This window comes from Brevundimonas sp. (genome assembly GCF_031412435.1).
Lineage (GTDB): Bacteria > Pseudomonadota > Alphaproteobacteria > Caulobacterales > Caulobacteraceae > Brevundimonas.
In genome coordinates this window covers 24792-50521 of sequence record NZ_JANODA010000026.1, presented here as the reverse complement: position 1 = coordinate 50521, position 25730 = coordinate 24792, and the positions used below count along the sequence as shown (strand labels likewise).

The 25730-nt window shown below is 66.8% G+C and carries 23 protein-coding genes and 1 pseudogene; 9 read left to right on the top strand and 15 right to left on the bottom strand.

What is annotated here, in order from left to right; genetic code table 11:
• Window positions 1-13: 13 nt before the first annotated feature.
• Window positions 14-781, bottom strand: a complete 768-nt coding sequence (locus RMO01_RS05340; protein ID WP_309628004.1) for an ABC transporter ATP-binding protein — start codon at window positions 779-781, stop codon at window positions 14-16.
• Window positions 778-1950, bottom strand: coding sequence for an ABC transporter permease (locus RMO01_RS05335; RefSeq protein ID WP_309628003.1), 1173 nt, complete (start codon window positions 1948-1950; stop codon window positions 778-780). Before RMO01_RS05335 ends, RMO01_RS05340 begins: the two co-directional genes overlap by 4 nt.
• A gap of 173 nt (window positions 1951-2123) precedes the next feature.
• Between RMO01_RS05335 and RMO01_RS05330 the strand changes: the two genes are divergently transcribed.
• The gene (locus tag RMO01_RS05330) at window positions 2124-4214 is read left to right on the top strand and encodes a S46 family peptidase (protein WP_309628002.1); all 2091 of its coding nucleotides are present in this window, start codon (window positions 2124-2126) and stop codon (window positions 4212-4214) included.
• A gap of 151 nt (window positions 4215-4365) precedes the next feature.
• On the opposite strand, the pseudogene pgsA reads toward RMO01_RS05330, so the two are convergent.
• From pgsA to RMO01_RS05315, 3 genes and pseudogenes are all read right to left on the bottom strand, one after another.
• A pseudogene (gene pgsA, locus RMO01_RS05325) lies at window positions 4366-4986 on the bottom strand (CDP-diacylglycerol--glycerol-3-phosphate 3-phosphatidyltransferase); the annotation flags it as partial.
• 59 nt (window positions 4987-5045) lie between these two features.
• A complete protein-coding gene (locus tag RMO01_RS05320; protein WP_309628001.1) occupies window positions 5046-5672 on the bottom strand; it encodes a carbonic anhydrase in 627 nt (208 codons plus the stop codon).
• Between the two features lie 120 nt (window positions 5673-5792).
• Window positions 5793-6671, bottom strand: coding sequence for a LysR family transcriptional regulator (locus tag RMO01_RS05315; protein ID WP_309628000.1), 879 nt, complete (start codon window positions 6669-6671; stop codon window positions 5793-5795).
• A gap of 86 nt (window positions 6672-6757) precedes the next feature.
• On the opposite strand from RMO01_RS05315, the gene RMO01_RS05310 reads away from it, so the two are divergent.
• On the top strand, window positions 6758-7396 hold the full coding sequence (locus RMO01_RS05310; protein ID WP_309627999.1) for a methyltransferase domain-containing protein: 639 nt from the start codon (window positions 6758-6760) through the stop codon (window positions 7394-7396).
• A 69-nt stretch (window positions 7397-7465) separates the two neighbouring features.
• Here the strand turns inward: RMO01_RS05310 and RMO01_RS05305 are convergent, their stop codons facing one another.
• The gene (locus tag RMO01_RS05305; RefSeq protein ID WP_309627998.1) at window positions 7466-9454 is read right to left on the bottom strand and encodes an ATP-binding protein; all 1989 of its coding nucleotides are present in this window, start codon (window positions 9452-9454) and stop codon (window positions 7466-7468) included.
• Window positions 9455-9733: 279 nt separating this feature from the next.
• The gene (gene uvrC / locus RMO01_RS05300; RefSeq protein WP_309627997.1) at window positions 9734-11629 is read right to left on the bottom strand and encodes an excinuclease ABC subunit UvrC; all 1896 of its coding nucleotides are present in this window, start codon (window positions 11627-11629) and stop codon (window positions 9734-9736) included.
• Window positions 11630-11743: 114 nt separating this feature from the next.
• Here uvrC and RMO01_RS05295 point away from each other — a divergent pair, with 114 nt between their 5' ends.
• A complete protein-coding gene (locus tag RMO01_RS05295) occupies window positions 11744-12097 on the top strand; it encodes a hypothetical protein (RefSeq protein WP_309627996.1) in 354 nt (117 codons plus the stop codon).
• Window positions 12098-12116: 19 nt separating this feature from the next.
• On the opposite strand, the gene RMO01_RS05290 is transcribed toward RMO01_RS05295, so the two are convergent.
• Window positions 12117-12989 (bottom strand): alpha/beta hydrolase, encoded by an 873-nt coding sequence (locus RMO01_RS05290; RefSeq protein ID WP_309627995.1) that lies wholly within the window; start codon window positions 12987-12989, stop codon window positions 12117-12119.
• Window positions 12990-13045: 56 nt separating this feature from the next.
• Window positions 13046-13792: a polyphosphate kinase 2 gene (gene ppk2 / locus RMO01_RS05285; protein ID WP_309627994.1), complete on the bottom strand. Its 747-nt coding sequence runs from the start codon at window positions 13790-13792 to the stop codon at window positions 13046-13048.
• A gap of 82 nt (window positions 13793-13874) precedes the next feature.
• On the opposite strand from ppk2, the gene RMO01_RS05280 reads away from it, so the two are divergent.
• From RMO01_RS05280 to RMO01_RS05270, 3 genes are all read left to right on the top strand, one after another.
• Window positions 13875-14963: a serine hydrolase domain-containing protein gene (locus RMO01_RS05280; protein WP_309627993.1), complete on the top strand. Its 1089-nt coding sequence runs from the start codon at window positions 13875-13877 to the stop codon at window positions 14961-14963.
• Between the two features lie 48 nt (window positions 14964-15011).
• Complete coding sequence (locus tag RMO01_RS05275; RefSeq protein WP_309627992.1) at window positions 15012-15773, top strand: extensin family protein; 762 nt, start codon at window positions 15012-15014, stop codon at window positions 15771-15773.
• Between the two features lie 207 nt (window positions 15774-15980).
• Entirely contained in the window at window positions 15981-16184 is a 204-nt protein-coding gene (locus RMO01_RS05270) for a cold-shock protein (RefSeq protein ID WP_077356590.1), read from the top strand.
• Window positions 16185-16215: 31 nt separating this feature from the next.
• Here the strand turns inward: RMO01_RS05270 and RMO01_RS05265 are convergent, their stop codons facing one another.
• The 4 genes from RMO01_RS05265 to RMO01_RS05250 form a co-directional block, all read right to left on the bottom strand.
• Window positions 16216-17127: a DMT family transporter gene (locus tag RMO01_RS05265; protein WP_309627991.1), complete on the bottom strand. Its 912-nt coding sequence runs from the start codon at window positions 17125-17127 to the stop codon at window positions 16216-16218.
• Window positions 17128-17168: 41 nt separating this feature from the next.
• The gene (gene gluQRS / locus RMO01_RS05260) at window positions 17169-18014 is read right to left on the bottom strand and encodes a tRNA glutamyl-Q(34) synthetase GluQRS (protein ID WP_309627990.1); all 846 of its coding nucleotides are present in this window, start codon (window positions 18012-18014) and stop codon (window positions 17169-17171) included.
• A gap of 4 nt (window positions 18015-18018) precedes the next feature.
• Entirely contained in the window at window positions 18019-19146 is a 1128-nt protein-coding gene (locus RMO01_RS05255; RefSeq protein ID WP_309627989.1) for a JmjC domain-containing protein, read from the bottom strand.
• An 88-nt stretch (window positions 19147-19234) separates the two neighbouring features.
• Window positions 19235-20359 carry a JmjC domain-containing protein gene (locus RMO01_RS05250; protein WP_309627988.1) on the bottom strand — a complete coding sequence of 375 codons (1125 nt, stop codon included), beginning with the start codon at window positions 20357-20359 and terminating at the stop codon, window positions 19235-19237.
• A gap of 45 nt (window positions 20360-20404) precedes the next feature.
• On the opposite strand from RMO01_RS05250, the gene RMO01_RS05245 reads away from it, so the two are divergent.
• The 3 genes from RMO01_RS05245 to RMO01_RS05235 all read left to right on the top strand — a co-directional run bounded on the left by RMO01_RS05245 (window position 20405) and on the right by RMO01_RS05235 (window position 22448).
• Window positions 20405-21052, top strand: coding sequence for a DNA-3-methyladenine glycosylase 2 family protein (locus RMO01_RS05245; protein ID WP_309627987.1), 648 nt, complete (start codon window positions 20405-20407; stop codon window positions 21050-21052).
• 40 nt (window positions 21053-21092) lie between these two features.
• The gene (locus tag RMO01_RS05240) at window positions 21093-21767 is read left to right on the top strand and encodes a trimeric intracellular cation channel family protein (RefSeq protein ID WP_409013049.1); all 675 of its coding nucleotides are present in this window, start codon (window positions 21093-21095) and stop codon (window positions 21765-21767) included.
• A gap of 120 nt (window positions 21768-21887) precedes the next feature.
• Window positions 21888-22448, top strand: coding sequence for an HNH endonuclease (locus RMO01_RS05235; protein WP_309627986.1), 561 nt, complete (start codon window positions 21888-21890; stop codon window positions 22446-22448).
• 158 nt (window positions 22449-22606) lie between these two features.
• On the opposite strand, the gene RMO01_RS05230 is transcribed toward RMO01_RS05235, so the two are convergent.
• Both RMO01_RS05230 and RMO01_RS05225 read right to left on the bottom strand, forming a co-directional pair.
• Window positions 22607-24979, bottom strand: coding sequence for a TonB-dependent receptor domain-containing protein (locus tag RMO01_RS05230; protein ID WP_309627985.1), 2373 nt, complete (start codon window positions 24977-24979; stop codon window positions 22607-22609).
• A 354-nt stretch (window positions 24980-25333) separates the two neighbouring features.
• Window positions 25334-25594 carry a methyl-accepting chemotaxis protein gene (locus RMO01_RS05225; RefSeq protein ID WP_309627984.1) on the bottom strand — a complete coding sequence of 87 codons (261 nt, stop codon included), beginning with the start codon at window positions 25592-25594 and terminating at the stop codon, window positions 25334-25336.
• Window positions 25595-25730 lie beyond the last annotated feature (136 nt).

Below are 25730 nucleotides of genomic sequence, written 5' to 3'. Positions count from 1 at the left end.
TCCTCGGGCGGTCTTAGTGGTGGGACGCCAGGGTGGCGTTCGGATTGGGCGTGCGGCGCTCGTCGGAGATGATGACGCCGTCCTCGATCTTGATGACCCGGTCGGCCCATTCCTCGAGCCTGGGGTCGTGGGTGACGCAGATCACCGCCGCGCCGTACTCGTCTGCGGCGCGACGCAGCAGACGGATGACGATCTGGCCGTTCTCGCCGTCGAGGGCGGAGGTCGGTTCGTCGGCGAACAGGATCTTGGGATCCTTGGCCAGGGCGCGCGCGATGGCGACGCGCTGCTTCTCACCACCGGACAGGGCGGCGGGGCGCTGGTGCAGGCGCGGACCGAGGCCCACCTCTTCCAGCGCCTGGGTGGCGCGCTTCTTGGCCTGACCGGGCGTCAGACCCTGGAACTTCAGAACCACCTCGACCTGCTGAAGAGCAGTCAGGGCGGGGAACAGGTTGAAGCCCTGGAAGATGAAGCCGCAGTGATCGAGGCGGAACTTGTCGATCTTGCCGAGCGACAGCTTCCACAGATCGTCGACGTCGAGCGCATCGACGCGGCCTTCTTCGGGGCGCAGCAGGCCGGACAGGGCGGCGATCAGGGTCGACTTGCCGGAGCCGGACGGGCCCATGACCATGGTCAGGTCGCCATGGCGGGCGTCGAAGTCGACCTTCTTGAGGACCTCGACGAAGGCCTTGCCGGACTTGAACCGCTTGACCAGTCCCTTGGCCTCGATGGCGAAATCGCCATGCTTGCCGTGGACCTTGGTGTGCTGGACGAAGTCGGTCATCGCAGCAGGTCCGCCGGCTGGCTGTTCTTGAGGATGCCGAGGGACAACAGGCCCGACAGCATGGCGATGACGATCAGGCCGCCGCCGACGACGATCAGCAGGATGGGCGGCAGGGAGATGATGACGGCGTTGGCCAGGGCGAACGCCTGAACGCCCATCGTCAGCAGGATCGCGGCCAGGACCCCCACGCAGCCGACCCAGAAACTGAGCTCCATGACGATCCGGTTCAGCGACCCCATGCCGACGCCCAACGCCCGCAGGGAGGCGAACTCCTTGATGTTGGCCATGATCGCGCCCCTCAAGGTCTGCCAGGTGATGGCCACGCCGATGATGGTGCCCAGCACCACGCAGCCGCCGATGATGATGACCAGGATGCCTTCCTCGAACATGGCGCCGGCGTTGGCGTCGGCCAGCTCCTGACGCGTCCAGGCCTTCCACTGGCCATTGCCCGAGGCGTTGAGCTCTGCCGCGACGCGGACGGCCTGCGTCGGGTCGCGCAGCTTGACCATCAGCGGACCGACGCGGGGGCCGGTATCGGCCTGGCCCACCATGCGCAGGGTGTCGCGCGACATGATGACGGTCGACTGCATCATGTTGGGATAGCCGCGGGTGATGCCGACGACGGTGACCGTCTGACCATTGTAGAGGGCCCGGTCGCCGAGCTTCACCCCCAGCTTGGCCGTGGCCGTCTCGTCGATGGCGACGGTGTAGGGTTGGCGGAGGGCATCGACCAGTTCCTGGGAGTAGTCGGTCGGGATCGTCACCGCGCCCGGCGTGGTGTCGATGATCGAGGCCTGGACGAACTCCTGGCGCGGGGCGCCCATCTTGGCGCGCTCGGCCTGGGACATCGTCGGATCGACGTCCTTGATCGACTGGAAGCTGCCGCCGGCGCCGTCCAGAGGCTGGACCTCTATGACCTCGGGATTGTTGTAGACCTGAGGAATGAAGCGGCGCGGCACGCCGGACGGGCCGCCGATCAGTGATTTGGCGCCCGGCTGCATGACGATGATGTCGGCGCTCGAGCGCTCGATGGTCGCAGTGAAGCCCTTGCCGATGCCGATGAAGACACCGGTCATGGCGAGAACCAGCAGGCCGGACAGGGCCAGGGCCATGACGGCGGCCATGTATCGGCGCCACTCGAAGAGCAGCGTGGAAAGCGCGAGCGACATAGTCTGTGAAACACCCCTGACTTGCAGCGTTATCTGACGCGTGGATCGGTTCCGTCCAAGTTAAATCGGGGTAAGGGGAAACGCCTTGTTATGGCCACGCTTGCCGCGCTGTCGGCGGCAGGCCTAGCTAAGCGCAAAATCGCCGGGTCGCCGGCGCGCCCAGGGAAGACGTCATGATCCATCGTTCGCTTACCGCCGCCGTCTCAATGGCGGCGCTCGCCTTCGCCGCCGCCCCGGCCTCCTCCGAAGAGGGGATGTGGACGTTCGACAACTTCCCCATCGCGCGGGCCAACGCGACGCTGGGCACCTCGATCGACCAGGCCTGGCTGGATCGGGTGCGGCTGAGCTCGGTGAAGTTCGGCGGCTGTTCGGCCGGGATCGTGTCGGGCGAAGGCCTGGTCATGACCAACAATCACTGCGTCGCGACCTGCGTGGCCAATCTGTCGACCCAGGCGGTCAACTATGCCGAGACGGGCTTCACCCCGCGCACGCGTGAAGACGAGCTGAAATGCCCGGGCGGCACGGCCGAGATCCTGACCGACATCTCCGATGTCACCGAGCGGGTTCGGGCGGCGGCGGAGGGTCTGACCGGCCAGGCCTTCAACCGGGCGCGTGACGCCGAGATCGGGCGGATCGAGACCGAGGCCTGCGGTGACGCCACGGACAAGCGATGCCAGGTGGTGACGCTGTATCGGGGCGGCCAGTTCAAGCTCTATACCTACAAGAAGTACACCGACGTCCGCCTGGCGTTCGCGCCGGAGGATCGGGCGGCGACCTTCGGCGGTGACCTCGACAACTTCTCCTTCCCGCGCTTCGCCATCGATGCGGCTTTCATTCGGCTGTACGAGAACGACGCCCCGGCGGTGACGGCGACCCACTTCGTCTGGAATGCCGACCAGCCGGTCGAGGGCACGCCGGTGTTCGTGACCGGCAGCCCCGGCGCGACCCAGCGCCTGCTAACCCAGGATCAGCTGTTCACCGTGCGCGACGTGGTCCTGCCGATGGACCAGCTGATCGCGTCCGAGCTGCGCGGGCGGTTGATCCGGTTCTCTGAAGAAAGCGATCAACATGCCTTCCAGGCCATGGATCCGATCGTGGGTCTGGAGAACACCTACAAGCGCGGACTGGGCCGGATGCGGGCCCTGACCGACCCGGGCTTCATGGCGACGCGGGCCGAAGGCGAGGCGGATTTCCGGCGACGGGTCGCAGCCGATCCGGCGATGGCCGCGTCCGCCGCTGACCCGTGGGGCGCACTGTCCACTGTCCAGCCGATCGCGCGGGAACTGTATCCCGCCTACGCCCTGCTGGAAGGCGGGACGGGCATCGGGACGACGCCGGTGGCCGGCGGGTCGCAGCTGTTCCTGTGGGCGCGGGCCCTGGTGCGGGGCGCGCAGGAGCGGGCCAAGCCTTCGGCCGAGCGGCTGCCGGAGTTCGGCGATGCGCGTCTGTCGGCGGTGCAGTCGGCCCTGTTCGCCGCGCGGCCGACCTATCCGGCGCTGGAGCAGGTGCGGATGGAGTGGTGGCTGTCGAAGACGCGAGAGTGGCTGACGGCCGATGATGCGCGCGTGCGGACCCTGTTGGGCCGCGAGAGTCCCGAGGCCCTGTCGGCGCGTCTGGTCGAGGGCACCACCCTGGCCGATCCGGCCGTGCGCCGCGCGCTTTGGGAGGGTGGCCTCGCCGCCGTCGAGGCGTCTGAAGATCCGATGATCAAATACCTGCTGTCGATCCAGGAGCCTACCCGGGCCGTCCGCGGGGATTGGGAGACGCGGGTCCAGGCCCCGACCGATCAGGCGGCCGAACGTCTGGCCGCCGCGCGGTTCGCCGCCTATGGCGACACCGTCTATCCGGATGCGACCGGCACCCTGCGGCTGACCTACGGCAAGATCGAGGGATCGGATGTGCCCGGTCAGCGCTGGGGTCCGTTCACGACCTTCGGCGGCCTGTGGGACCGGGCGACGGGCGCCGCGCCGTTCGACGTGGCGCCGAAGCTTCTGGCCGCACGCGACCGGATCGACGCCGATACCGTGCTGAACATGACGCTGTCGTCCGACACGATCGGCGGTTCGTCAGGATCGCCGGTGGTCAATGCGGCGGGCGAGATACTGGGGGCGAACTTCGACTCCACCGTCCTGACCCAGCGCAACGCCTATGGCTATGACCGCAACGTCAACCGCAGCGTGATCGTGACCACGGGCGCGGTGACCGTGGCGCTGCGCGATGTCTACGACATGGGCCGACTGGCGGAGGAGCTGGGGGTCCGCTGACCCCCGGGCCTCAGCGGCGGTCGTCGGGGGAGGGCAGGTCCAGCGAGTGGTCCTCGCCCTGCGGGGCCGGGTCGGCGTGGATCGTCGCGGGTGCGCGCGGCGTGGTGGTCTGTTTGACCGGCGCAGGCGTCTGCGCCGCATCCGGTTTGGCCAGCGAGCGGCGAGCGGTGTCGAAATACTGCCAGCCGGTCCAGACCGTGGCGATGGCGGCGAACCAGATCAGGCTGTCGGCGAACAGCTGGAACCAGGGCAGGTACGCGAAGTCCAGGCCGAATCCGTCCCAGTTGCGGGCGAACAACTGGCAGCCGAGGGCGACCAGCTGGACGGTCGTCTTCCACTTGGCCAGCAGGGTGACTTCCAGCGTCACGCGGCCGGCGATGGTCTCGCGCAGGGCCGAGACGGCGAACTCACGGAACAGGATCAGGCCGCAGGGGATGGCGATCTGGGGCACCGAGCCGCTCGTCAGGACTCCCAGGATGGCGCCGGTGACGAGCACCTTGTCGGCGATCGGATCCAGGATCGCGCCCCAGCGCGTCTCCGAATGCCAACGCCGCGCAAGATAGCCGTCGACCCAGTCGGTCGAGGCGGCGACGACGAAGATGTAGAAGGCCGCGCGATAGAGGCCGAACTGGTCCTCGGGGCTCAGATAGGACGACAGGATCGGCACCCCGCCGGTTGCGCCCGCCAGGATCAGGAACATCACCACCCCGGCCACGAGCCGCAGGCCGGTCAGGATGTTGGGGATCGGGTTGACGTGGTGCGTGGGGGACATGTCGGTTCCGTGTGCAGGGCTGGCGAGACCAGCATAGGCGGTGTTCAGCGAACGCGCGCCTAACTTAGCGGTTCAAATCGGGGGGCGCCGGTCAGTTTGCGCAGCATGCCCTCGGCGATGCCGAAGTGAAGGCCGGTGAGCTCGAGGGTTCCGGCTCTCTCGCGCCCGGCGATCCAGGGGAAGGTGCGCAGGTTGTCCAGGGACAGGCGGACCACCGCCTCTTCCGTCGCCTGTTCGCGGTCGCCGGGCGGGCAGGCTTCTGCGATGCGTCGAACAACGGGCGTGCCTTGCGCGATCCAGGGGGCGACGAAGTCCTGAACGGTGTCCGGAGCGCCGTCCCGCATGGCTGCGACGCCGCCGCAGTGGGCGTGGCCCATGACGACGATGCGGCTGACGTTCAGGACCTTGACCCCGAACTCCAGCGCGGCCGAGACGCCATGCAACTGGCCGTCCGGCTCATAGGGCGGGACCAGGTTGGCGACGTTGCGGACCACGAACAGCTGACCTGGCGCGGCGTCGAAGATCAGGGCCGGGTCGGCGCGGCTGTCGGAACAGGCGACGATCAATGTGTGCGGCGTCTGCCCGTCGGCGGCCAGGGCCTCGTACTCCGCCTTGGCCTCGGGCCAGCGGTCGGCGCGGAACCGGCGGTAGCCGGAGATCAGGGGATCGAGCGACTCATCAATCATGCGGTCGGTATAGGCAATCTGTCCTGGTGGGGGGAGTGGGAGACGCTCCGCACGAACACATCGAATGGCGGGATGGACTGTCCGTGAGTTGCCGGCGTCGGGCCACCAAATGGTCTGCCCCTACAACCGGGCCAACTCCTCGGCCAGAATCGTCTGGACCATGCGGATGCGGGGGCTGGACTGCAGTTCCTGATGTGTGACCAGCCAGATCGGAACAGGGATCGGGGTCATGTCCGGCAAGAGGTTCACCACGCCCGGCGTCCGCTCGGCAATTTCGCGAAGCATCGTCGCCACACCGATTCCGCGTTTGACCATTTCCCAGATTGCGACCGAGGAATCCGAGAGGATGCGGAAGTCAGCCGCGTCAACGGGAATGCCGATCTCGCGCAGAAAGTCGGAAAAGCGCTTTCCGTCGTCGAAGCCCATAAGGCCCGCCTCGGCGAGATCGGCCGGGCCGCTCGGCAGGCCGTTACGGGCGACCCAGTCTTCCGATGCATAGAAATGCGCCTCCGTATCGCGAATGTGCTGACCGACCAGCCCCGGCCGATCAGGCCGCACATGGCGGACGGCGATGTCCGCCTCCCTGCGATGCAGATCGCTGAGCTCGTTCGATGCGACGATCACGACCGTGATCTGCGGGGCTTCTGATCGGATGCGTTCGATGATGCCGGGAAGAATATAGGCGGCATAGGTGTCTGTGACGGAGATGGAGACCCGCCCGCCGATCTCCTGAATCCGACCGCTGGCGGCCAGGGCGACGTTGTCCGCCGCATCGCCCATGATGCGAGTATGATCGAGCAGATCCATACCGATCTGGGTCAGCACGAGTTTGCGGCCTCGCCGTTCAAACAAGGCCAGGCCCAGGTCAGCCTCGAGCGCCAGAACCTGTCGCGACAATGTGGGTTGCGTCAGACCAAGCCGGCGCGCCGCGGCCGACAGGGAACCGGTCGCCGCCGTGGTGTGAAACGCGCGAACATGGTTCCAGTCCATCATCTTCATGCATTTACGTATGTTGCGGCCACGGATTTCGGTGATTTACCTCTTCTGCGCATATGTTAGTCGGCCTTGCAAAGGAGCTCCCCACCATGAGTCCAGCAAGCGACGCCCGGTTCTGGGACAGGATTTCGCGAAAGTATGCGGCGGACAAGATTGCGGACCAGGCCGGCTATGAGCGCACCGTGGACCGGACCCGCACCCTGCTGAAACCGGACGACCGGGTGCTGGAACTGGGTTGCGGAACAGGAACAACGGCGCTCAGGCTTGCCGGTGACGTGCAGTGCTATCTGGCGACGGATATCTCCGCCGGAATGATCGCGATCGCCGAAGAGAAGCGTTTGGCCAACCCGATCACGGGCCTTTCCTTCGGCATCGGAACGGCAGAGACGCCGATGCTTGAATCAGGGCGGTTCAACGCGGTGCTTGGATTCAACTATCTCCACATGGTCCGGGACGTGCCGGGCACGCTGGGCCGCGCCCTTGCTCTCCTTGCGGCGGGGGGGCTGTTCATATCCAAGACGCCCTGCCTCGGGGATATGAACCCGCTCATTCGCACGGTCCTGCTGCCGGGGATGCGCGCGATCGGCAAGGCTCCCTATGTCAGCGTCTTCCGCGAAGCCGAGTTGTATCAGCTTGTAAGCGCCGCCGGCTTTGACATCCTCGCCACAGAAAACCACGCAACGAGGGGCAACGACCGCCGTCCCTTTATCGTGGCCCGCAAACGGTGACCTGACCTGCGGCGATAATGACCGCTGGGCTAAGGGCGGGAGAGTAAACCGCAGATCGCCCCGGCGCCGTCAGGCGACGGCGGTCTCGCGTGACGACCCCGGCGCTTCAGCCACCCGCCGGACCTTGTCCAGGGCCTCGAACAGGCCGGCGGCGCTGACGGGTTTCGAGAGATGCAGGTCCGCGCCGGCTTCGAGGCAGGCCTCGACATGCTGGGGAAGGGTATTGGCGGTCAGCATGACAACGGGTGTCCGGGCGCGCCCGTGCTTCGTCTCAAGGGTCCGGATCGCGTCGGTCGCGGCGATGCCGTCCATGACCGGCATCATCATGTCCATCAGGATGGCGTCGTACTGACCCGCCATGAACGCCTCCACGGCCTGGTCGCCATCCTCGACGCAATCGACCTCGACGCCGATCGTCTGCAGGATCAATTCGGCGACCCGGCGGTTGGTGGCGTTGTCGTCGACGACGAGAATTCGGCGCAAGCCGGGGGTGGAGGCATCGTTGACGGCCTCGACGTCCGGGTCGGCCTGGGCGCCAGCGAGCGGAACTGTGAACCAGAATGTCGCCCCGTTCCCGGGCTCACCGCGGCAATCTATATCTCCGCCCATCGCGGCGACGAGCTCCCGGGATATGGACAGGCCGAGGCCCGTCCCGCCGAAACGGCGCGTGATGGTGCCGTCGGCCTGGTGGAACCGGCCGAAGATGACCTCTCGCTGGGCGTCATCGAAACCAGGACCGGTGTCGCGTACCTCGAAGCGATGCTGGTCGCCCTCGCGGCTGACACGCAGCGAGACAGATCCCTGCTCCGTGAACCTGACCGCGTTCGTGATCAGATTGGCGAGCACCTGTTTCAGGCGCAGCGGGTCGCCCATCACCTGACCGGTGATGTCGGGCGCGAGTTCGGCGGAAAGCGTCAGCCCCTTTTCCTGGGCCGCCAGGCTGGAGAGACCGAGAACGCTTTCGACGATTTCGGAGAGCGTCATCGGCGTGTCGCTGAGGACCAGTTCGCCGGACTCGATGCGAGCCAGATCCAGAATGTCGCCGATGAGGTTTCCCAGGTGATCGGATGATTCTCGGATCAGGGAGGTCAGTTCACACTGGTAGTCCGACTGTTCGGTCTTCGCCAACAGATCGGCGACGGCGATAACGCCGTTGAGGGGCGTGCGGAGCTCGTGGCTCATATTGGCGAGGAATATCGACTTCGCCTCGTTCGCCGCCTTGGCCTGGGCGGTGGCGAGCCTGAGTTCGGAGGACCGCGCCTTGCGCTCCGAGATGTCGCGGATGTTGGCGTGGATATGGGGAACACCGTGCTGGTGCGCGACAGACATCCAGAGTTCGATGTCGATGGGGTGACCGTCCCTGTGGCATGCCACGAGTTCGATCCGTCGACCCACGCGGGCGCCGCCGCCGACCCGCCACCGCTCAATGCCACGACGGTGCTCCGCCTTGAATTCGGCCGGGACGATCATGTCGATATTGCCGCCCAACGCTTCCGCCACCGGGAAGCCGAACAACTGCTCCGCGCCCTCGGACCAGTCGATGATCGTTCCCCGGTCATCGCATTCGACGATGGCGTCAGCCGAGGCCAGCAAGGCGACCTGGCGGGACTGGGCCTGGTGACGCGCCGCGAGGTCTTCCGCGATGATAGAGGCGAGGCGGGACAAGGACCGCGCCAGCGCGCTGTCGAACGCTCTGGGATCGGGATCGAAGACGCCCACGGCGCCGATCGCGAGACCATTCACCACGACCGGCGCGCCCGCGTAGAAGCGGATTCGCGGATTTTCCAGCACATGGGGATTCTTCGCAAACCGGAAGTCCGAACGGGCGTCAGCGACCCACAACACGCTGTCCGGATTGGCGACCACATGAGTGCAGAACGACGTCCAGCGGCACGCCTCGTCATCCGAGTAGTTGAACGATCCCGAGAACCAGTTGCGCTCGCCGCCTACCAGGCTGACCACGCCCCATTGTGTTTCGGCGATGTCGCTGGCCAGGGCGGCCACTTCATCGTGCTGCGGCGCGCGGGGCTCGTTCAGCAGCCCGAAGGAATGAACCATGTCCAGCCGTCGGGTCTCACAGTCGGATGTCGGAAGCGTAATCATACTCAACAAGCCCTACCCCAGCCGGCAACCCTAGGACGAGGCGGTTAATGCTTTCCCACATCAAGTCATGGTCGCGACGAAACAGACAATACTGACGCCAGATCACGCGATCCTGCAAGGCGACCCTGGACCGCGATCGTTCTATTCAAGCTTTGCCGTATAGGAGGTGCGATCATATGAGAGTGGTTTTGACCCGCACCACCAACCGTTGCGCGGTCTCCAGGTGTGACGTCGTCAGGAGGGGCGACGGAAGAAACCATGAATGCGTTCGGCCAGCGCCCGGTTGATGCCCTCGACCTTTTCCAGATCGACGACGGCGGCGCGGCCGACGCCCTTGGCGGAGCCGAAAGCGTGCAGCAGGGCCTTCTTGCGGCCGGGGCCGACGCCCTCGATTTCGTCGAGCGGGTTCTTCTTGATGTCCATCGAGCGGCGGGTACGGTGGGCGCCGTTCGCGAACCGGTGGGCCTCGTCGCGCAGACGCTGGATGTAGTAGAGGGCCGGCGATTTCAGCGGCAGCATGAAGGGCGGTTTGCCGGGCACGAAGAACCGCTCCATCCCCGCGTCGCGGTCCGGCCCCTTGGCCACGCCCACGGCCAGGATGTCATCCAGACCCAGGTCGGCCAGCACCGCCTGGACCTCGGCCAGCTGGCCGGCGCCGCCGTCGATCAGCAGCAGGTCGGGCCGAACCACCTCCTCGGCCCCTTCCTCTTCGTCCTTGACCAGGCGGCTGAAGCGACGCCGCATGACCTCGCGCATCATTCCGTAGTCGTCGCCGGGGGTCAGGTCCGTGCCGCGGATGTTGAACTTGCGGTACTGGGACTTCTGGAAGCCCTCGGGGCCCGCGACGATCATGCCGCCGACAGCATTGGTGCCCTGGATGTGGGCGTTGTCGTAGACCTCGATCCGCTCGGGCGTCCCGTCCAGACCGAAGGCTTCGCAAACCTCGGCGAGGATTTTGCCCTGGGCCGAACCCTCGGCCATCTTGCGACCGAGCGCCTCGCGGGCATTGGTGTGGGCGTGGTCGACGAGCGACTTCTTGTCGCCGCGCATCGGCCGTTCGATCGAGACGACACGGCGGCCGTCCGCCTCCTTCGCCTTCATCGAGAAGGCCTCTTCCAGCAGTTCCTTCTCGAAGGGGACGATGTTGGACAGGATCAGCCGGGCGACCGGCTTGTCCTCGTAGAACTGGCCGAGGAAGGCGGACAGGATCTCGGCATCGGTGTCGGACTTGTCCACGCGAGGGAAATAGGCCCGGCCGCCCCAGTTCTGTCCGCCGCGATAGAAGAAGACCTGGACGCAGGCCTGACCGCCCTCGCTAAACAGGGCGAAGACGTCGGCCTCGGCCACGCTGTCGGCGCTGACGGAGTTCTCCATGGTGATGGCGGACAGGGCCCGGATGCGGTCGCGGACGCGCGCGGCCTGTTCGAAGTCCATGGCCTCCGCAGCCGTGGTCATCTCCTGCGACAGGCGGCCGATGACGGCGCGCGACTTGCCCCGCAGGAACAGGGACGCCTCCTCGACCAGGTCGCCGTAGTCCTCCAGGCTGATCAGGCCGGTGCAGGGGGCGGAGCATCGCTTGATCTGGTGCAGCATGCAGGGCCGGGTGCGGGTCTCGTACACGCTGTCCGAACAGGACCGGAGCAGGAAGGCCTTCTGCAGGGTGTTGAGCGTCCGGTTGACCGCCCAGGTCGAGGCGAAGGGGCCGAAATAGTCGCCGTCGGTGGTGTGGGCGCCGCGATGCTTGCGGACCTGGGGCGCGCGGTGGTCCTTCCTGATCATCAGTTCGGCGAAGGACTTGTCGTCGCGCAGCACGACGTTGAAGCGCGGCTTCAGCTTCTTGATGAAGTTGGATTCGAGCAGAAGGGCCTCGGTCTCCGAGGCCGTGACCACCAGCTCCATCGACCGGGTCAGGGAGACCATCAGCCCGATGCGCTGGGTGTGGAACCGGCCCTGGGCGTACTGCAGGATGCGCTTCTTGATCGAGCGCGCCTTGCCGACATAGAGGCAGGTCCCGTCCTCGCCGTACATGCGATAGACGCCCGGCTTGTCGGGCGCGCGCCGGGCCTCGTCGCGGATCAGGTCGGCGGCGACAAGGGGTGTCGAATCAGGGGCGGGGGTCTCCACGGTCATCCCGTCGAATATAGGCGTCGCGCGGCGATCTGTCAGAGCGGCTTGATCAGCTTCAGAGAATGGAGGAGCTTCCCCGCGACCGGCGGCATGTCTCCGGTTTCGGGGAGCGTCATCATGCAGCGCATCGTCATCGTGGGTGTCCTTTCAGGTCTTCTGGCCGCGTGCGGGCAACAGGCGCCGGCCGTCGGAGAGGCGGGGACGCCGGCCGCCGAGCTGGATTTCATCGAGGCTGTGCCGATCGTCGAGGAAGAGCCTGCGCCTGTGGTTCAACCCCAGCCTGCCCCCAAAAAAGAAGAGGCGGCGAAAGCTCCGGAGCCCGAAGAAAAGCTGTCGGCCGAAACGACCCGGACGGCGCCCGAACCTGCTGCAGCGATCGACGCCGCGACCTCTGCGACGCAGAGAGCCAATGAGGCTGCGGCCGCAGGCGAGCCTGCTCCTCCCACTCCGTACCAGCCCACGCCCAACTGAGCCGCCACGGCTGTTCTCCTCAACCGCCCGCGATGAAGCGGGCTGCGCGTTCACCCTCCGCATCGCCCGCGACGCCGAACTCGACATTGATGTCGCGGTGGCTGTCGGCGGGTGCGACCACGACCTCGGCATGGCCCCCGGCGGCGCGCAAGGCCTCCGCAAGGCCCTGGCTCTGGTCGCGCGAGTCGGCGCGACTTTCGATGTGGAAGATCAGGAAGGGCGGATAGGCCCGGCCCGCCCGGACCAGCAGGGTCGGCGATAGGGCGGCGGCCTGGTCGCCGAACGCGTCCGCATAGAGCCGGTTCAGCACCCGGCCCGAGAAGCCGCCTCCCCGGTCGCCGGTCGCATCATAGCCCGCGCCGTCCAGCAGGATGACCCCGGCCAGATCGGCGGGCGCCAGGCCGACGGCGTCCAGATAGGCCGCATCGACGCCGACGAGCGCGGCCAGATGCGCCCCGGCCGAATGGCCCAGCAGGACGATCCGTCGTCCCGGAAAATGCCGGCGCAGATGGGCGACCGCGGCGGCCACGTCCTGCGCCTGCTCGCGCGGGGTCACATCGGGGACAAGGCGATAGCTGATCGAGGCCAGGCTCAGACCGTGGCGCCGGGCGTAGTCGGGCAGGGCGTGGACCATGGTCGCGTCGCCGCGCGACCAGCCGCCGCCGTGGATGAAGGCCAGGATCGACCCATCGGCCTCCCCGCCATACAGATCGTAGAACTGAAGCGGGTCCGGGCCGACCGGGGTGCGGACATGCGGCATCCCGGAAGCGCCGTTCGCCGGGCGATGGCGACGTTGTCGCCATCGCCCCCGTTCAACCTGGGCGAAGGCGGGGCCTGCGGCGACGACAGAGGCGACAACGGCCAGCACGGCCGACCGGCGGGAGATGGTCATGAGCTGATCCTCCACACCCCCCTGACCATCAACGGCGCGCACGTGGGAATCCGTCGTCAGGCGTTCAGCCGTCCCTTGATGTGGGAGGCGTCGAACACGACAGCCTTGTCCACGTGACCGATCTTAGCGCCCGGACGATCGAGGCGGTGCAGGATGTGACGGATGATGTTCAGGCGCGCGGTCTTCTTGTCGTCGGTTGCAATGATCGTCCACGGCGCGTCGCGGTGGTGGGTCTCGGCCAGCATGCGGTCGCGGGCGGCGGTATAGGCGTCCCAGCGAATCTGGGCCTCGGCGTCGAGGGACGAGACCTTGAACTTCTTCAACGGGTCCCGCATCCGCTCCTCCAGCCGCCGGGCCTGTTCGTCCTTCGAGATGTCGAGCCACAGCTTGATCAGGATGATGCCGGAGCCGGTCAGCGACCGCTCGAAACGCGGCGCGTCATTGAGGAAATGCTCGTGCTCGCGCGCCGTGCAGAATTCCATGACGGGCTCGACCCCCGCACGGTTGTACCAGGACCGGTTCAGCAGAACCAGTTCGCCGGCCGCCGGCAGATGGGAGACATAACGCTGAAAATACCACTGGGTGGATTCCCGCTCGGTCGGCTTGGGCAGGGCGACGATGCGGGTCTGGCGGGGCGAGGCGTATTCGACGATGCGCTTGATCGCTCCGTCCTTGCCTGCGGTGTCGCGGCCCTCGAAAACGACGACGATCTTCAGCCCCTGTTCGATGGCCCAGTGCTGGGTGTCGACGAGCTCCACCTGCAAGGCCTCCAGCATCTTGTCGTAGTCCTTGGTCCTGGCCATGCGTCTCGTCTCCGTGAACCACCACGTTGCGTTTTATTCACTGGCGCGTCGAGAGACCGAAACTAGTCTCTCGCGCATGATGATGACCCGCAGACAGATGATGGCCGCCGCGACAGCGGCCGCCTTGACCGGCGCGTCCAGCGCGAGCGCCCGCGACACGGCCGGTTTCGACGCCGCCCTTCAGGCCGTGTTCGACGGCGCGGAGACGCCTGCCCTCGGCGGCATGGTGGTGGGACGGGACGGCGCGATCTGGACCGGCGCGAAGGGTGTGAGGCACGTCGGCGGCGCGCCCGCCACGGCGAACGACCTGTGGCACCTGGGGTCGAACACCAAGGCGATGACGGCGGCTCTCTACGGGCGGTTGGTCGACAAGGGTCAGGCGTCCTGGATGGCGACTTTGGGCGAGGCTCTGCCGGACATGACAATGGACGCGGTCTGGAAGGACGTGCCGGTCAAGCAGGTCATGACCCATCGCGCGGGCCTGTCGGACGCCACGGCGCTCGGACAGGCCTGGTTGATGACGGCCCGGGCCGATCCGGCGTCGTTGACGGACCAGAGACGGGCCCTGGGCCTGAGGATGCTGGCCTCGCGACCGGCCGGAACGCCGGGAACCTTCGGCTACGCCAACAGCAACTACATCCTGATCGGCGCCATCATCGAGCGCATCACGGGCGCGTCCTGGGAGGATGCGATGCGGACCGAACTGTTCGGTCCGTTGGGCATCACCACCGGCGGCTTTGGCGCGCCTGCAGGGGACCAGCCCTGGGGCCACGGCGGAGGTCAGGGCATCGATCCGACGGGTCCGGTGACCGACAACCCGGCGGCGCTGGGGCCCGCAGGCACCGTGCACATGAGCTTGCAGGACTACGGCCGCTTCCTGCGGGTGTTCCTGAACGACGGGGCCGGCTGGCTCACGCCGGAAACGCTGGCGGTGCTGATGCAGCCGGTCGGCGAGGGCCAGCCGCCCTATGCCGGAGGCTGGATCGTCCCGCCGGGTCAGCCGTGGGCGCAGGGCGTGTGTCTGACCCACGATGGGTCCAACACGATGTGGTACGCCTCGACCTGGGTCGCCCCCGGTATCGGCAAGGCCTTCGTGGCCGTTTCGAACGACGCGCAGCGGGGCAGGCCGGCCTGTCAGACCCTCATCCCCGGCCTCATTCAGTCGATCTGATCCAAACGGTCTGGTGGATCGCCTTCGGCCCCGTCATGTTGATGGGGCATGAAGCGTGATTTCGCCGATTTCTGGAACCTGATGTGGGAGCTGGCGCTGGGCGTCTGCGCGGCCTTCGCGCTGATGAACGCCTTCGTCCCGCCGCAGGACCTGCCGTGGAAGCCGCTGGATCTCAACCAGCCCCTGGGTCAGGCGACGGAGGCCAAGGTCGCCGATTTCCAGGTCTCGTTCTCCGCCCCGCCGGAAGAAGTTCAGGGCGTGACCGACGCCTGCATCCAGACGCTGCGTGACGCGGGCGTCGAGGTCCGGCGGGCCGACGACAAGGACGACGGCGGCTTCTGTCAGGTGCGCGGCGCGGTGACCATCACAGGCGGCGCCGTAACGCCGCTGAGGCCCGGCGGCCTGACAATGCAGTGCCCGCTGGCGGTGCGCTACGTCATCTGGGATCGACAGGTTCTGCAGCCGGCGGCGGAGGCGACCTATGGCTCCCGCGCCATCGCGGTGAACAACTACGGGACCTATTCCTGTCGCCGGATCTATGGCTCGACGGAGACCTCCGATCGGCCGAGCGAGCACGCGCGTGCCAACGCTCTGGACGTCGCCTCGGTGACCCTGGCGGATGGCCGGACGGTGTCGGTCCAGGCCGACTGGGACGGGCAAGGTCCGAACGGAACAGAGGGTTCCGGCCTGTTGCGACGCCTGCGGGACGGGGCCTGCCGGGTGTTCTCGACGGTCCTGACGCCCGACTACAATGATGCGCACAAGGATCATATTCACCTCGACGGGGCGGCGCGCGGGCTCTGCGCGTAATTTCCTTCCGTAGACGCTCGCCTGACGCACGAATCGTTTCCGGTTGACCGGGCCTGGCTGCTGAGAGAAAACACCTGCGCAATCCGGATTTCGCGTGGGGTCCAAACCTGCGTTTCGCTCCTTCGCCTGAACGAGCTGTCCAGATGGATTGTCGGACCCCCTCGACAGGGCGTCCGCCTGGAAAAGCGCGTTTATGGAGACGCAACAATGGCGACCGGTACGGTCAAGTGGTTCAACCCCACGAAAGGCTTCGGCTTCATCCAGCCGGAAAGCGGCGGCGCCGATGTGTTTGTTCACATCACCGCCGTGCAGAAGGCTGGCCTGACGGGCCTCGATGAGAACGCCAAGGTGTCCTACGAGCTGGAATCCCAGCGCGGCAAGACCTCGGCCGTGGACCTGAAGCTCCTCTGATCCACAGGGATCGAGGTCGCTGAAGCGATACTCAGGCGGGCGCGGTTCCTTCGGGAGCCGCGCCCGTTTTGCTTCTGGCCCGGGTCGACCACTGGGCGAGGACGATGGCGGCCAGGACGAGGGCGCCGCCGAGGGCCTGAACCGGAGAGAGGGTCTCGCCGAAGATGACCCAGCCGAGGGCCGCCGCCACGATCGGCTGGATCAGGATGGTCACGGCGGTGATCGAGGCCGGGAGCTTGCCCAGGGCCCAGGCGACGCCGCCCTGTCCCGCCACATGCATGACGCCCATGCCGATGCAGGCGGCCCAGCCGGCGGCCGTCGCGGGGATCATGTCCTCGCCCAGAAGAAGCGCCGCCGCCGCCATGATCGGGATGCCTGCCGCCGTGGCCCAGAAGGTGATCCTGAGAGCGCCCGCCGTGGTTCGCGCCTGTTTCACCGTCAGGAAATAACCCGAGTACCAGAGGGCCACGGACAGGGAGAAGATGTCGCCGAGGATCGGGTTGGTCCCCTGACCCGGCGCGGCGCCCGCCGCCATGGCGAAGGCGCCGCCCATCGCGAGCGCCAGGGCCAGGATGAACAGCCGCGCCGGCCGCTCCTTGAAGAAGAACCAGCCGACCAGGGTGACGACGACGGGCGTCAGGTTGCACAGCACCGTCGCATTGGCGACCGAGGTCATGACGATGCCGTAGTGCCAGAAGCTGAGGTCGAAGGCGAAGAACAGGCCCGCCAGCAGCATCCATTTCGATGGCCGTCCGAAGCCTTCGCCGCCGGGACGACCGACGAGGATGAGCAGCAGGGGCATGGCGAACAGCAGCCGCCAGAACCCGGCGGCGGCCGGGCCGGTCTCGGTCAGGCGCACGAGGATCGGCGCGAGGCCGAGGATGCTGGCGGAGGCCAGCACGACGAGGAGCGGGATCAGGCGGGAGGGGGAGGCGGCGGGCATGGGGATCGCATAGCCCTTCCCCTCTCCCAGAGGGAGAGGGATCAGAACCCAAGCTCCGCCCGCAACACCTCCGGCGCCACCCCGGCGTCGCGCAACGCCGCCAGTGTCACCGACCCGTCCCGCTTGGCGTAGCGCTTGCCGTCGGGGCCGAGCAGAAGGGGGTGGTGGCGGTAGCTCGGAGTGGGCAGGTCGAGCAGGGCCTGGAGCAGGCGCTGGACCGAGGTGGTTTCGATCAGGTCCTCGCCCCGGACGACATGGGTCACGCCCTGCAGCGCATCGTCCACGACCGAGGCGATGACATAGCCGGCCCCGATGTCCTTTCGCCCGAGGACCATGTCGCCGAGCTCCCCGGGCGTGGCGGTCCTGATGCCGGGATCGGCGGCCTCTTCGATCCAGGTCAGGTGATGGAAGTCGCCCAGCCGGTCGCGCGCGGCGGCGAGCGAAATACGCCAGGCGAAGGGTTGGCCGGACGCCAGCCTTGCGGCCTCTTCATCGTCGGAGAGGGGGCCGCCGGCGAAGGCCTCGGCGTCGGTCGGGTCGTCGGCGTGAGGCGCCATTCCGGCCAGGGCCATCAGCTCCTTGCGCGTGCGGAAGCAGCGGTAGAGGAGTCCCATGTCCCGCAGGCGGTCCAGTGCGGCGTCGTAGTCGGCGCGATGCTCTGATTGACGGCGGACGGGGTGCTCCCAGTCGAGACCGAGCCAGGCGAGATCGTCGAGGATCGCCTCCTCGTATTCCGGGCGGCAGCGGGTGAAGTCGGTGTCCTCGATCCGCAGCAGGAAACGCCCGCCCGCCGCCTTCGCCGCCGTCCAGGCGGTCAGGGCGGCAAAGGCGTGGCCGCGGTGGAGCCGGCCTGTCGGCGACGGCGCGAAACGGGTGACGAAGGTCATGCGCCTAGAGACGTTTGACCGCCCCGGTCGCCTCGGCCAGGGCGACGGCGTCGCGCAGGGCCGGCTCCGGGACGAAATCGAACTGGGCGATCATGTCCTCGAGCACGAACTGTTGCTGGGACAGGGCCCAGTTCATAGCCATCGCTGCGGGGCCCTCGAAGCGGGGCCCCATCAGACCCGTCGGCCGAAATGCGGTCAGCGCCTTGCGCTCAGGCAGGGCGTAGGTCGCGGGGCGCGGTGTCAGACGTGCCTGGGCCATGGCGATCTCGTCGCGGAAGAAGGGCGACAGGGCGATGTCGGTCAGTCGCTTCATCAGTTGGGTGAGCTGGCCGGAAAGGGCCGCGCCGCCGCCGGCGCCAGCGGGCGGCAACCAGGCCCGGAAGGACGGGTCCTGCATCGCCGCCTGCTCCAGAAGCGGGAACAGGATCCGGCCATACAGCGGCGCGACCGACAGGGTCAGATGCAGCGACGCGCCTTCGGTCGCCAGGGCGTCGTGATACCAGCCGCGCGGCAGGTAGAGGACGTCGCCCGGCCGCATCCGGACCTCCTGCATCAGAGGCCCGCGCGTGGCTGCATAGAAGTCGCGAGGGTCGGGGTGGGGCGGCGGCTCGACCGGATCGTCGGCGCGATTGGCATAGAGCCGCCAAACCTTCTCGCCTTCGGTCTGGATCGCGAAGACGTCGTGCAGGTCGTAGTGGGTCCGGAAGGCCTGGATCCCGCCGAAGGAACAATAGGCGTTGGCCGCGACCAGACCGGCGAAGGTCTGACTGAGCGCGTCGCACAGTTCGGCGATCGCAGGAGTCAGACGCTGGACGTCGTTGGCGACCAGACTGGCGCCGCCGGCCAGATGGACCTCGATTTTGGCGGGGGAGGGCCGCATCATCTTAACGGACTGGGTATCGACCAGGACGCAATACTGCTCGGGGGGAATCGGCTCGCCGTCGCGCACCATGCGCAGGGTCGCGGCCGTCCAGATCGAGGTCTGGGACAACAGGCGGTTGAAGGTCGTCCAGTCGAGGATCGATCGCTTGGATGCGTCATCACCGGCGGGGATGTGGATGGGTCGTGCGCGCGCGCCGCCGAAGAAGGTGTCGACGGGTACGGGGCTGAGTAGCTGTTCGAGATCGCGCATCACGGGTTCGCCAGGGAACATGCCGCGAACGCTAGGGTCCGAACCGCCGTTTGTCGATTGGACCGGACGCGGGCGACGACGGTCGGGTTCAAAGCCGGGCCAGGGCGCCCGTGCGGACGGCGGCGTCGATCATGGCGCGGAGGTCCGCCTCGGGCACGAAGTCGAACTGGGCGATCATGTCCTCCAGCGCGAGGCGCGGCTGGTCCATGGCCCAGTCGAGGGCGACGGCTGCGGGGCCCGTGACGGCGGGGGCGGGACCTGGGCCCCGACCGTAGAGCGTCAGGGTCGGGCGGTTCGGCAGGACGTAGCCTGGTTCGCGCGGGATCAGCCGTTCCTGGGCCATGGCGATCTCGTCGGCGAAAAGGTCGCTGGAGGCGAGGGCGGACAGACGGCGGCCCATGTCGGCGAGCTGGGCTTTCAGCACTGGCCCGCCGGCGGGCCGCAGGAAGTGGCGGAAGGTGGCGTCGTCCTGTGTCAGCCGCTTCAGGACGTCGAAGACGGTGCGCCCGTCTGCCGGGGTGATCGAATAGGTGACGTGCAGCGAGGCGCCCTCGGTCGCCAGTGCGTCGTGATACCAGCCGCGCGGAAGATACAGGACGTCGCCGGGTCGCATCCGAACCTGGGTCATGACCGGGCCCCGGTTCGCAGCCAGCCAGGCGCGGGTCTCTTCGGAGTCGATCGGGAAGGTCGTCGGGGCGTCGGCGCGGTTGGAATAGAGGGTCCAGACCTTCTCGCCCTCGCACTGGACGGCGAAGACGTGATGCAGGTCGAAATGGGTTCCGAAGGCCTGCACGCCGCCGAAAGAGCAGTAGAGGTTGGCGCTGACCTGGCCGGCGAAGGCGCGGCCAAGGGCGGGCGTCAGGGCGCGGATCGATGGGACCAGATCCTGCACCTCATCCAGCACCAGGCTGGAGCCCTGGGCCAGCAGGACTTTCACCTTGGCGGGCGAGGGCCGGTTAGCCACGCCCGATCCGGTCGCGGCGTCGTGGCAGTACCGGGGCGGCGGGACCCGCTGGCCGTTGTACAGGACCTTCAGGCTGTGGGCCGTCCAGATCGAGGTCTGGTCCAGCAGGGCGTTGAACCGGGCCCAGTCCAGCAGGGCGTGCTTCGGCGCGCCGGGCGCGGCCGGGATATGCAGCGGTTTCCGGTCGTCATAGTCGGCGTGGAACACCGAAGGCGTGATCGGGGCCAGAAGATCGTCCAGACTGAGCATGGCCGGACGCTAGGGTTCGGCTCGCCGTTTGTCGACTGGACCGGAATGCCCCTGACACCTGAACAACTGGCCGTCGCGCGCGAGGAACTGGTCCGCATCGACCCGGCTCTGGCCCGCGCCCACGCCCAGACGCCATCGTTCGACTGGAGGGTCGGGGACAGGGGGTTTCCCGGCCTGTTCCGGATGATCGTGGATCAGCAGGTGTCGCTGGCATCGGCCGCCTCGGTCTGGGCGCGGCTGCAGGCGGGGCTGGGAGAGATCACGCCTGCGAACCTGTTGGCCCACGACCTCGACAGCCTGCGCGGCATGGGTCTGTCGCGTCAGAAGGCGACCTATGGCCAGGGCATCGCCCGGGCCCAGCTGGATGGGACGGTCGATCTGGAGCACCTGTCGACGCTCGACGACGAGGCGGCGATCGCGGCGCTGGTGTCGCTGAAGGGCGTTGGCCTGTGGACGGCGGAAGCCTATCTGCTGATCTGCGACGGGCGGCTGGATGTCTTTCCCGGCGGCGACATCGCCTTGCAGGAGGCGATCAAGTGGGCCGACGGGCTGGAGCATCGGCCGGACACGAGGGCGGCCTATGCTCGCGCGGAGATGTGGCGGCCGCACCGGGGCGTGGCGGTTCATCTGCTCTGGGCCTGGTACGTCGGGGTGAAGAAGGGACAGATCGTGTTAGACCATGCCCTCAAGTAGACGAGCGCCGCGCGCGAGACGGTAGGGAATCAAGAAAGCCGTGAACGCACTGGTCGATCCCAACATTCTGAGCCCCGCGCTCGCCCATCCGGAAACGGTGCTGGGCGCGCTCGATTTCGCCGGCGTCGCCGTGTTTGCCGCGACGGGCGCGCTGGCTGCGGCGCGCGAAAAGCACGACCTGGTCACCTTCGCCTTCTTCGGCGCCATCACCGGCGTGGGCGGCGGAACCCTGCGAGACTTGCTGATCGATGCCCCGGTCTTCTGGGTCCAGGACTGGCGCTACATCGCGGTCTGTCTGGCGGCCGCTCTGGCGGTGTGGCTGGTCGGGGCGGGGGCCTGGCGGTTTCGAGCGCTGCTGTGGCTCGATGCGATCGGGCTCGGGGCTTACGGCGTACTCGGCGCGGCGAAGGCGGAAGCATTCGGCGTGCCGCCCCTGATCTGCATCGTCATGGGAGCGCTGACGGCCTGTTTCGGCGGTATCGTGCGCGACATTCTGGCGGGGCAGCCGTCGATCCTGCTGCGGCGGGAGATCACCATTTCGGCGGCGCTGCTGGCGGCGACCCTCTATGTCGTGGCGCGCCAGCTGGGTCTGGACCACTGGCCGGCCGCCTTGATCGCGGCCCCGGCCGGTTTCGGTCTCCGGGCGGGGGCCCTGGCCTGGGGCTGGAGCCTGCCGGCCTTCCCCGGCGGCCTCGTCAAAAAAGGTACGTCATGAAACCGCTGCACGCCCGTCATGGCGGTGCGCACGAATCACGGATAGGCTGACCCCACTAGAGAGAAGGAGAGACGTCTTCAGTCCGATTTCCTCGATTTCCGGCGTGAGCGGGAGGGTCTGATGCAGGTCCTTCACAAGCCGCCTTCCGGCTTTCCGGCCCTGGTGCTGAACGCCGATTTCCGCCCGTTGTCCTATTACCCACTGTCGCTCTGGCCGTGGGAAGAGGCGGTGAAGGCGGTCTATCAAGAGCGCGTGGATGTAGTGTCCGTCTATGACCGGGTCGTGCGCAGTCCGTCGATGGAGATGCAGATCCCCAGCGTGATCGCGCTGAAGAGCTATGTCGACCAGAACCGCAGCCCGGCCTTCACTCGCTTCAACGTCTTCCTGCGCGACGGCTTCACCTGCCAGTATTGCGGCGACACGGCCGAGCTGACGTTCGACCATGTCATCCCGCGCAGCCGCGGCGGGCGCACGACGTGGGAGAACATCGTCGCCGCCTGTTCGCCCTGTAACCTGAAGAAAGGCGGGCGGACGCCGCAACAGGCGCACATGCCGATCCGCCGCGCGCCGCACCGGCCCAACGCCTTCCAGCTGCAGGACGCGGGACGGCGGTTCCCGCCGCACTACCTGCACCAGAGCTGGCTCGACTACCTCTACTGGGACATCGAGCTGGAGCCCTAGGGTTCATTCTGGTTGCCCGAGGGTGCTCAAACGCCCCTGGTCGCCGGCATCAGATGGCTGGGCCTGTCGGCCCGGCCATCTGATGGTGGTCGTTCTCGCCAGGGGCAGAGTCGGCGGGGGACACCCCGCAACGCTAGAAGTCCCCCGGTGGACAGCTGCTAGAAGTAGAAGCGCACGCTCGCGCTGACGGTTCGGCCGGGCAGCGTCTGGGCGAGAACCACGCCGGCCGCCGGCAGAGTGTCTGCGGACACGTCGGTGATCGCCATTTCGTCGAACAGATTGCTGGCGTTCAGTGACAGAACGACCCGGTCGATCGGCCGCACCTGCAAGAAGGCGTTCACAGTCGCGTAGGCCGGCAGTTTGAGCTGGTTCTGATCCTGGGTGAAGCTTTCGGTGGTGCCGACGATGCTCGCGCCGACCGTGAACAGATTCGTCTCATACTGAGGCATCAACTGGAAGATCACGTCAGCCTGGCGACGCGGCGAGTTGCCGACCAGAGCCGGGTCTTCGGCTTCGGTGATCTCGGCGCTGGTGACGGTCGCGCCGGCCGCGAGACTGAAGGAACCGTGCCGGATCCCGCCCTCGAACTCGGCGCCCAGCGCTTGATAACCCCGCGTGACGAGGAGCAGTTGAGTGACGCCGTTGGCGCCCGGCCGGATCTGTTGGTTGGTCTCGTTGACCTCTGCCCAGAAGCCGGTGACGTTCCCGAACAAGCCGTCCGTCCTGTACTTCAGGCCGATTTCGGCCTGCTTCACCGGATCGTAGGCGGCGCCGGTCTGCACCAGGTCGCCCGTGACCGAACTGATCGCCGGTGACCGGAGGATCTTGTCGGCCGCCGCGCGGCCGCCGCTGCTGTAGCGCGCGAAGGTCGAGAAGGACTCGGAGATGCGATAGTTCACGCTGGCAGAGTACGATGTGTAGTCATAGCTGTAGTCCACCGGCGTGGCGCTGCCGGCCGGGGCGAAGGCGAAGGTGCGTTCCGCGTCGGTGATCACGCCGTTGTTGTCGACGTCGATGGTCCGCACGTCGGTGGCGCCATTGGCGGCGGTGAAGCCGCTGACGTCGCCGCTATCGAAGCGAACAGAGCCGCCGACTGCGATCTTCCCATGACGGTAGTTGAACGAGCCGTAGGGCGCCGTCACGCTGTAACGGACATCGGTTCGGTTGTTCGAACCGGCGCCGGCGGGTCCGAAGAAGTTGAACACCCCGTCCTGGGTGCGACGCGTCTGGTTGGTGTTGACGATGTCGATCAACGCGGTGTCACCGCCACCGACGACGTCCTGGAAGAAGGGAATGTAACGCCGGTCGTACACGAGGTCCTGCTCGGCGTTGTAAAGACCCGCAGTGGTCGTCAGCTGGCCGCCGCCGATGTCCCAGACGCGGCTGGCGCGCAGATCGTTGGTGAAGTTGTCGAGGCTGTGAACGTCGGTGTTGACCAGGGTCGAGAAGGTGACAAGGCCGTTGCCGTTCAGCGTGGCCGGATTGGTGATCGGCGCACCCCGACGCGGGCCCGTCGCATAGGCCAGGGTGCCCGGCCGTGCGCCGAATGCGAACGGGAGGACCGACGCGGGAACGATGGCAAGCGCATAGTTCAGAGTTTGGTCGCCCGACTGGTCAGAGTACCGCATATGCTCCTGGATCGTCCAACCCGCGACGTCGAACCGGGTCTGGAAGCCCAGCGAGCGGACCACGGCGTGGTTGCCGTCCTGAAGGTTCGCCTGGGTCAGATTGTTGTCGCCGTCGAGCAGCGGGAAGGTCGAGATATTGCGCGACGTCAGGGTGTCGTCCTGGATCGAAAAATTCGCGACGTCCGAATAGTCAGGATCGTCGTTCGTCCCCGAGACACGCAACGGCGCGGGCCCGTACCCGATCACCGTATCGTCCAGGAACTTGCCCTCCAGACGGAAGAAGCCCCCTTCGAAATCCTGGGTCAGGTTGAATTTCAGCTGGCCGCCGTGGTTGCCGTCGAAACCGGACTCGCGAGGACCTTCGCCTTCACGGTAGAAGCCGCCGACATTGAACCGCAAGGTGTCGGTCAGGTGGCCGCCGTAGTTGAAGTCGGCGCGCGAGCTATCGTAGTCCAGACCGGTCGAAACCTGGAACGATCCGCCTTCGACCTCACCCGTTTGGGAGATGAGGTTGATCACCCCGCCTGGCGCATTGGAAGCGAAGGTCGAGGCGGACCCGCCCCGGATCGACTCGATCTGGCCGACATTGAAATCATAGCGGATAAAGTAATCCGACGTCAGCGCCAAGATGTCCCCGAACTCAAGAACGGGCAGACCGTCTTCCTGGAACTGAAGATACTTTGCGCCGCTACCGACCATCGGCAAACCGCGGATGGTATAGTTGCCGTTGACGTCACCGCCCGAGGCTTCAGCACGGATGCCAGGGATAGTGCGGAACAGCTCGCTGATGGACGCAGCGCCGATCTTGGAAATCTCAACGTCATTCATGGAACTGGTCGAGGTGGCGCTGTCTAGCCGATCTCTGGCGCGGGCCACCCCGGTGACCACGACATCGTCGCTCACACGCGTGCGGCTGGCTTCCCAGGCGGTCTGCCGAGCCGGGTCTTGCTCTGTCTGGGCATGAGACGGCGCACCGAGAAGGAGGGGCGCGAGCGCAGCGGTGAGATACAGGGGTTTCAAATGAGTCTCCAAGGATGGGTTTTCATTTGAATTGTGCTTGAAACGAGTATTATTGGTTAAGCGCTGAAAGAATATCTGATCCGAACAACAGCTTAAATCTAACATCTGGCCAGACTTATAAGTATTGATACGTAGTCCGGACTAAGTAAACATACCTATGCAGACGTGCGTTCCCTGGCAATTTCTGGCGTCGTCCAGCCACCGACCTGGAGCCTGAAGACGGCCAGCAAAAGTCGATCAAGGCCCTGTGGGCATGGCGCCGTTGCCAGCATGGATCGGACCACCCGGCAGGCCGATCCTGGACACCACACGCGTCAGCATCTCGCCAGTCTCGCCGAAGCGGTCGACACCGAGTTTGACTTCCCCGGACGACTTGACGATCAACTCGTTGATATCCCTGGCGGCGTCCCCGGGGCGCTTGTCCAGTTCACGGACTTCGCCGGCGACGACGGCGAAACCCCGGCCGGTTTCGCCAGCGCGAGCGGCCTCGACCAACACCTTGGGGTGGGAACGTATTCACGAGACCCTGGTCGACGTCGACTTCAACATCTCCGAGGCGGCCCGATGCCTTGGGGGGCATCGGCGAACCCATGCGCGGAAGCGGCAGAAGCGAAGAGTGACCAGAGATCCGACG

Bases quoted from the DNA above. Each gene is read 5' to 3' on its own strand.
- RMO01_RS05340 (WP_309628004.1), bottom strand. From the start codon at position 781: ATGACCGACTTCGTCCAGCACACCAAGGTCCACGGCAAGCATGGCGAT.
- RMO01_RS05335 (WP_309628003.1), bottom strand. From the start codon at position 1,950: ATGTCGCTCGCGCTTTCCACGCTGCTCTTCGAGTGGCGCCGATACATG.
- RMO01_RS05330 (WP_309628002.1), top strand. From the start codon at position 2,124: ATGATCCATCGTTCGCTTACCGCCGCCGTCTCAATGGCGGCGCTCGCC.
- RMO01_RS05320 (WP_309628001.1), bottom strand. From the start codon at position 5,672: ATGATTGATGAGTCGCTCGATCCCCTGATCTCCGGCTACCGCCGGTTC.
- RMO01_RS05315 (WP_309628000.1), bottom strand. From the start codon at position 6,671: ATGAAGATGATGGACTGGAACCATGTTCGCGCGTTTCACACCACGGCG.
- RMO01_RS05310 (WP_309627999.1), top strand. From the start codon at position 6,758: ATGAGTCCAGCAAGCGACGCCCGGTTCTGGGACAGGATTTCGCGAAAG.
- RMO01_RS05305 (WP_309627998.1), bottom strand. From the start codon at position 9,454: ATGGTTCATTCCTTCGGGCTGCTGAACGAGCCCCGCGCGCCGCAGCAC.
- uvrC (WP_309627997.1), bottom strand. From the start codon at position 11,629: ATGACCGTGGAGACCCCCGCCCCTGATTCGACACCCCTTGTCGCCGCC.
- RMO01_RS05295 (WP_309627996.1), top strand. From the start codon at position 11,744: ATGCAGCGCATCGTCATCGTGGGTGTCCTTTCAGGTCTTCTGGCCGCG.
- RMO01_RS05290 (WP_309627995.1), bottom strand. From the start codon at position 12,989: ATGACCATCTCCCGCCGGTCGGCCGTGCTGGCCGTTGTCGCCTCTGTC.
- ppk2 (WP_309627994.1), bottom strand. From the start codon at position 13,792: ATGGCCAGGACCAAGGACTACGACAAGATGCTGGAGGCCTTGCAGGTG.
- RMO01_RS05280 (WP_309627993.1), top strand. From the start codon at position 13,875: ATGACCCGCAGACAGATGATGGCCGCCGCGACAGCGGCCGCCTTGACC.
- RMO01_RS05275 (WP_309627992.1), top strand. From the start codon at position 15,012: ATGAAGCGTGATTTCGCCGATTTCTGGAACCTGATGTGGGAGCTGGCG.
- RMO01_RS05270 (WP_077356590.1), top strand. From the start codon at position 15,981: ATGGCGACCGGTACGGTCAAGTGGTTCAACCCCACGAAAGGCTTCGGC.
- RMO01_RS05265 (WP_309627991.1), bottom strand. From the start codon at position 17,127: ATGCCCGCCGCCTCCCCCTCCCGCCTGATCCCGCTCCTCGTCGTGCTG.
- gluQRS (WP_309627990.1), bottom strand. From the start codon at position 18,014: ATGACCTTCGTCACCCGTTTCGCGCCGTCGCCGACAGGCCGGCTCCAC.
- RMO01_RS05255 (WP_309627989.1), bottom strand. From the start codon at position 19,146: ATGCGCGATCTCGAACAGCTACTCAGCCCCGTACCCGTCGACACCTTC.
- RMO01_RS05250 (WP_309627988.1), bottom strand. From the start codon at position 20,359: ATGCTCAGTCTGGACGATCTTCTGGCCCCGATCACGCCTTCGGTGTTC.
- RMO01_RS05245 (WP_309627987.1), top strand. From the start codon at position 20,405: ATGCCCCTGACACCTGAACAACTGGCCGTCGCGCGCGAGGAACTGGTC.
- RMO01_RS05235 (WP_309627986.1), top strand. From the start codon at position 21,888: ATGCAGGTCCTTCACAAGCCGCCTTCCGGCTTTCCGGCCCTGGTGCTG.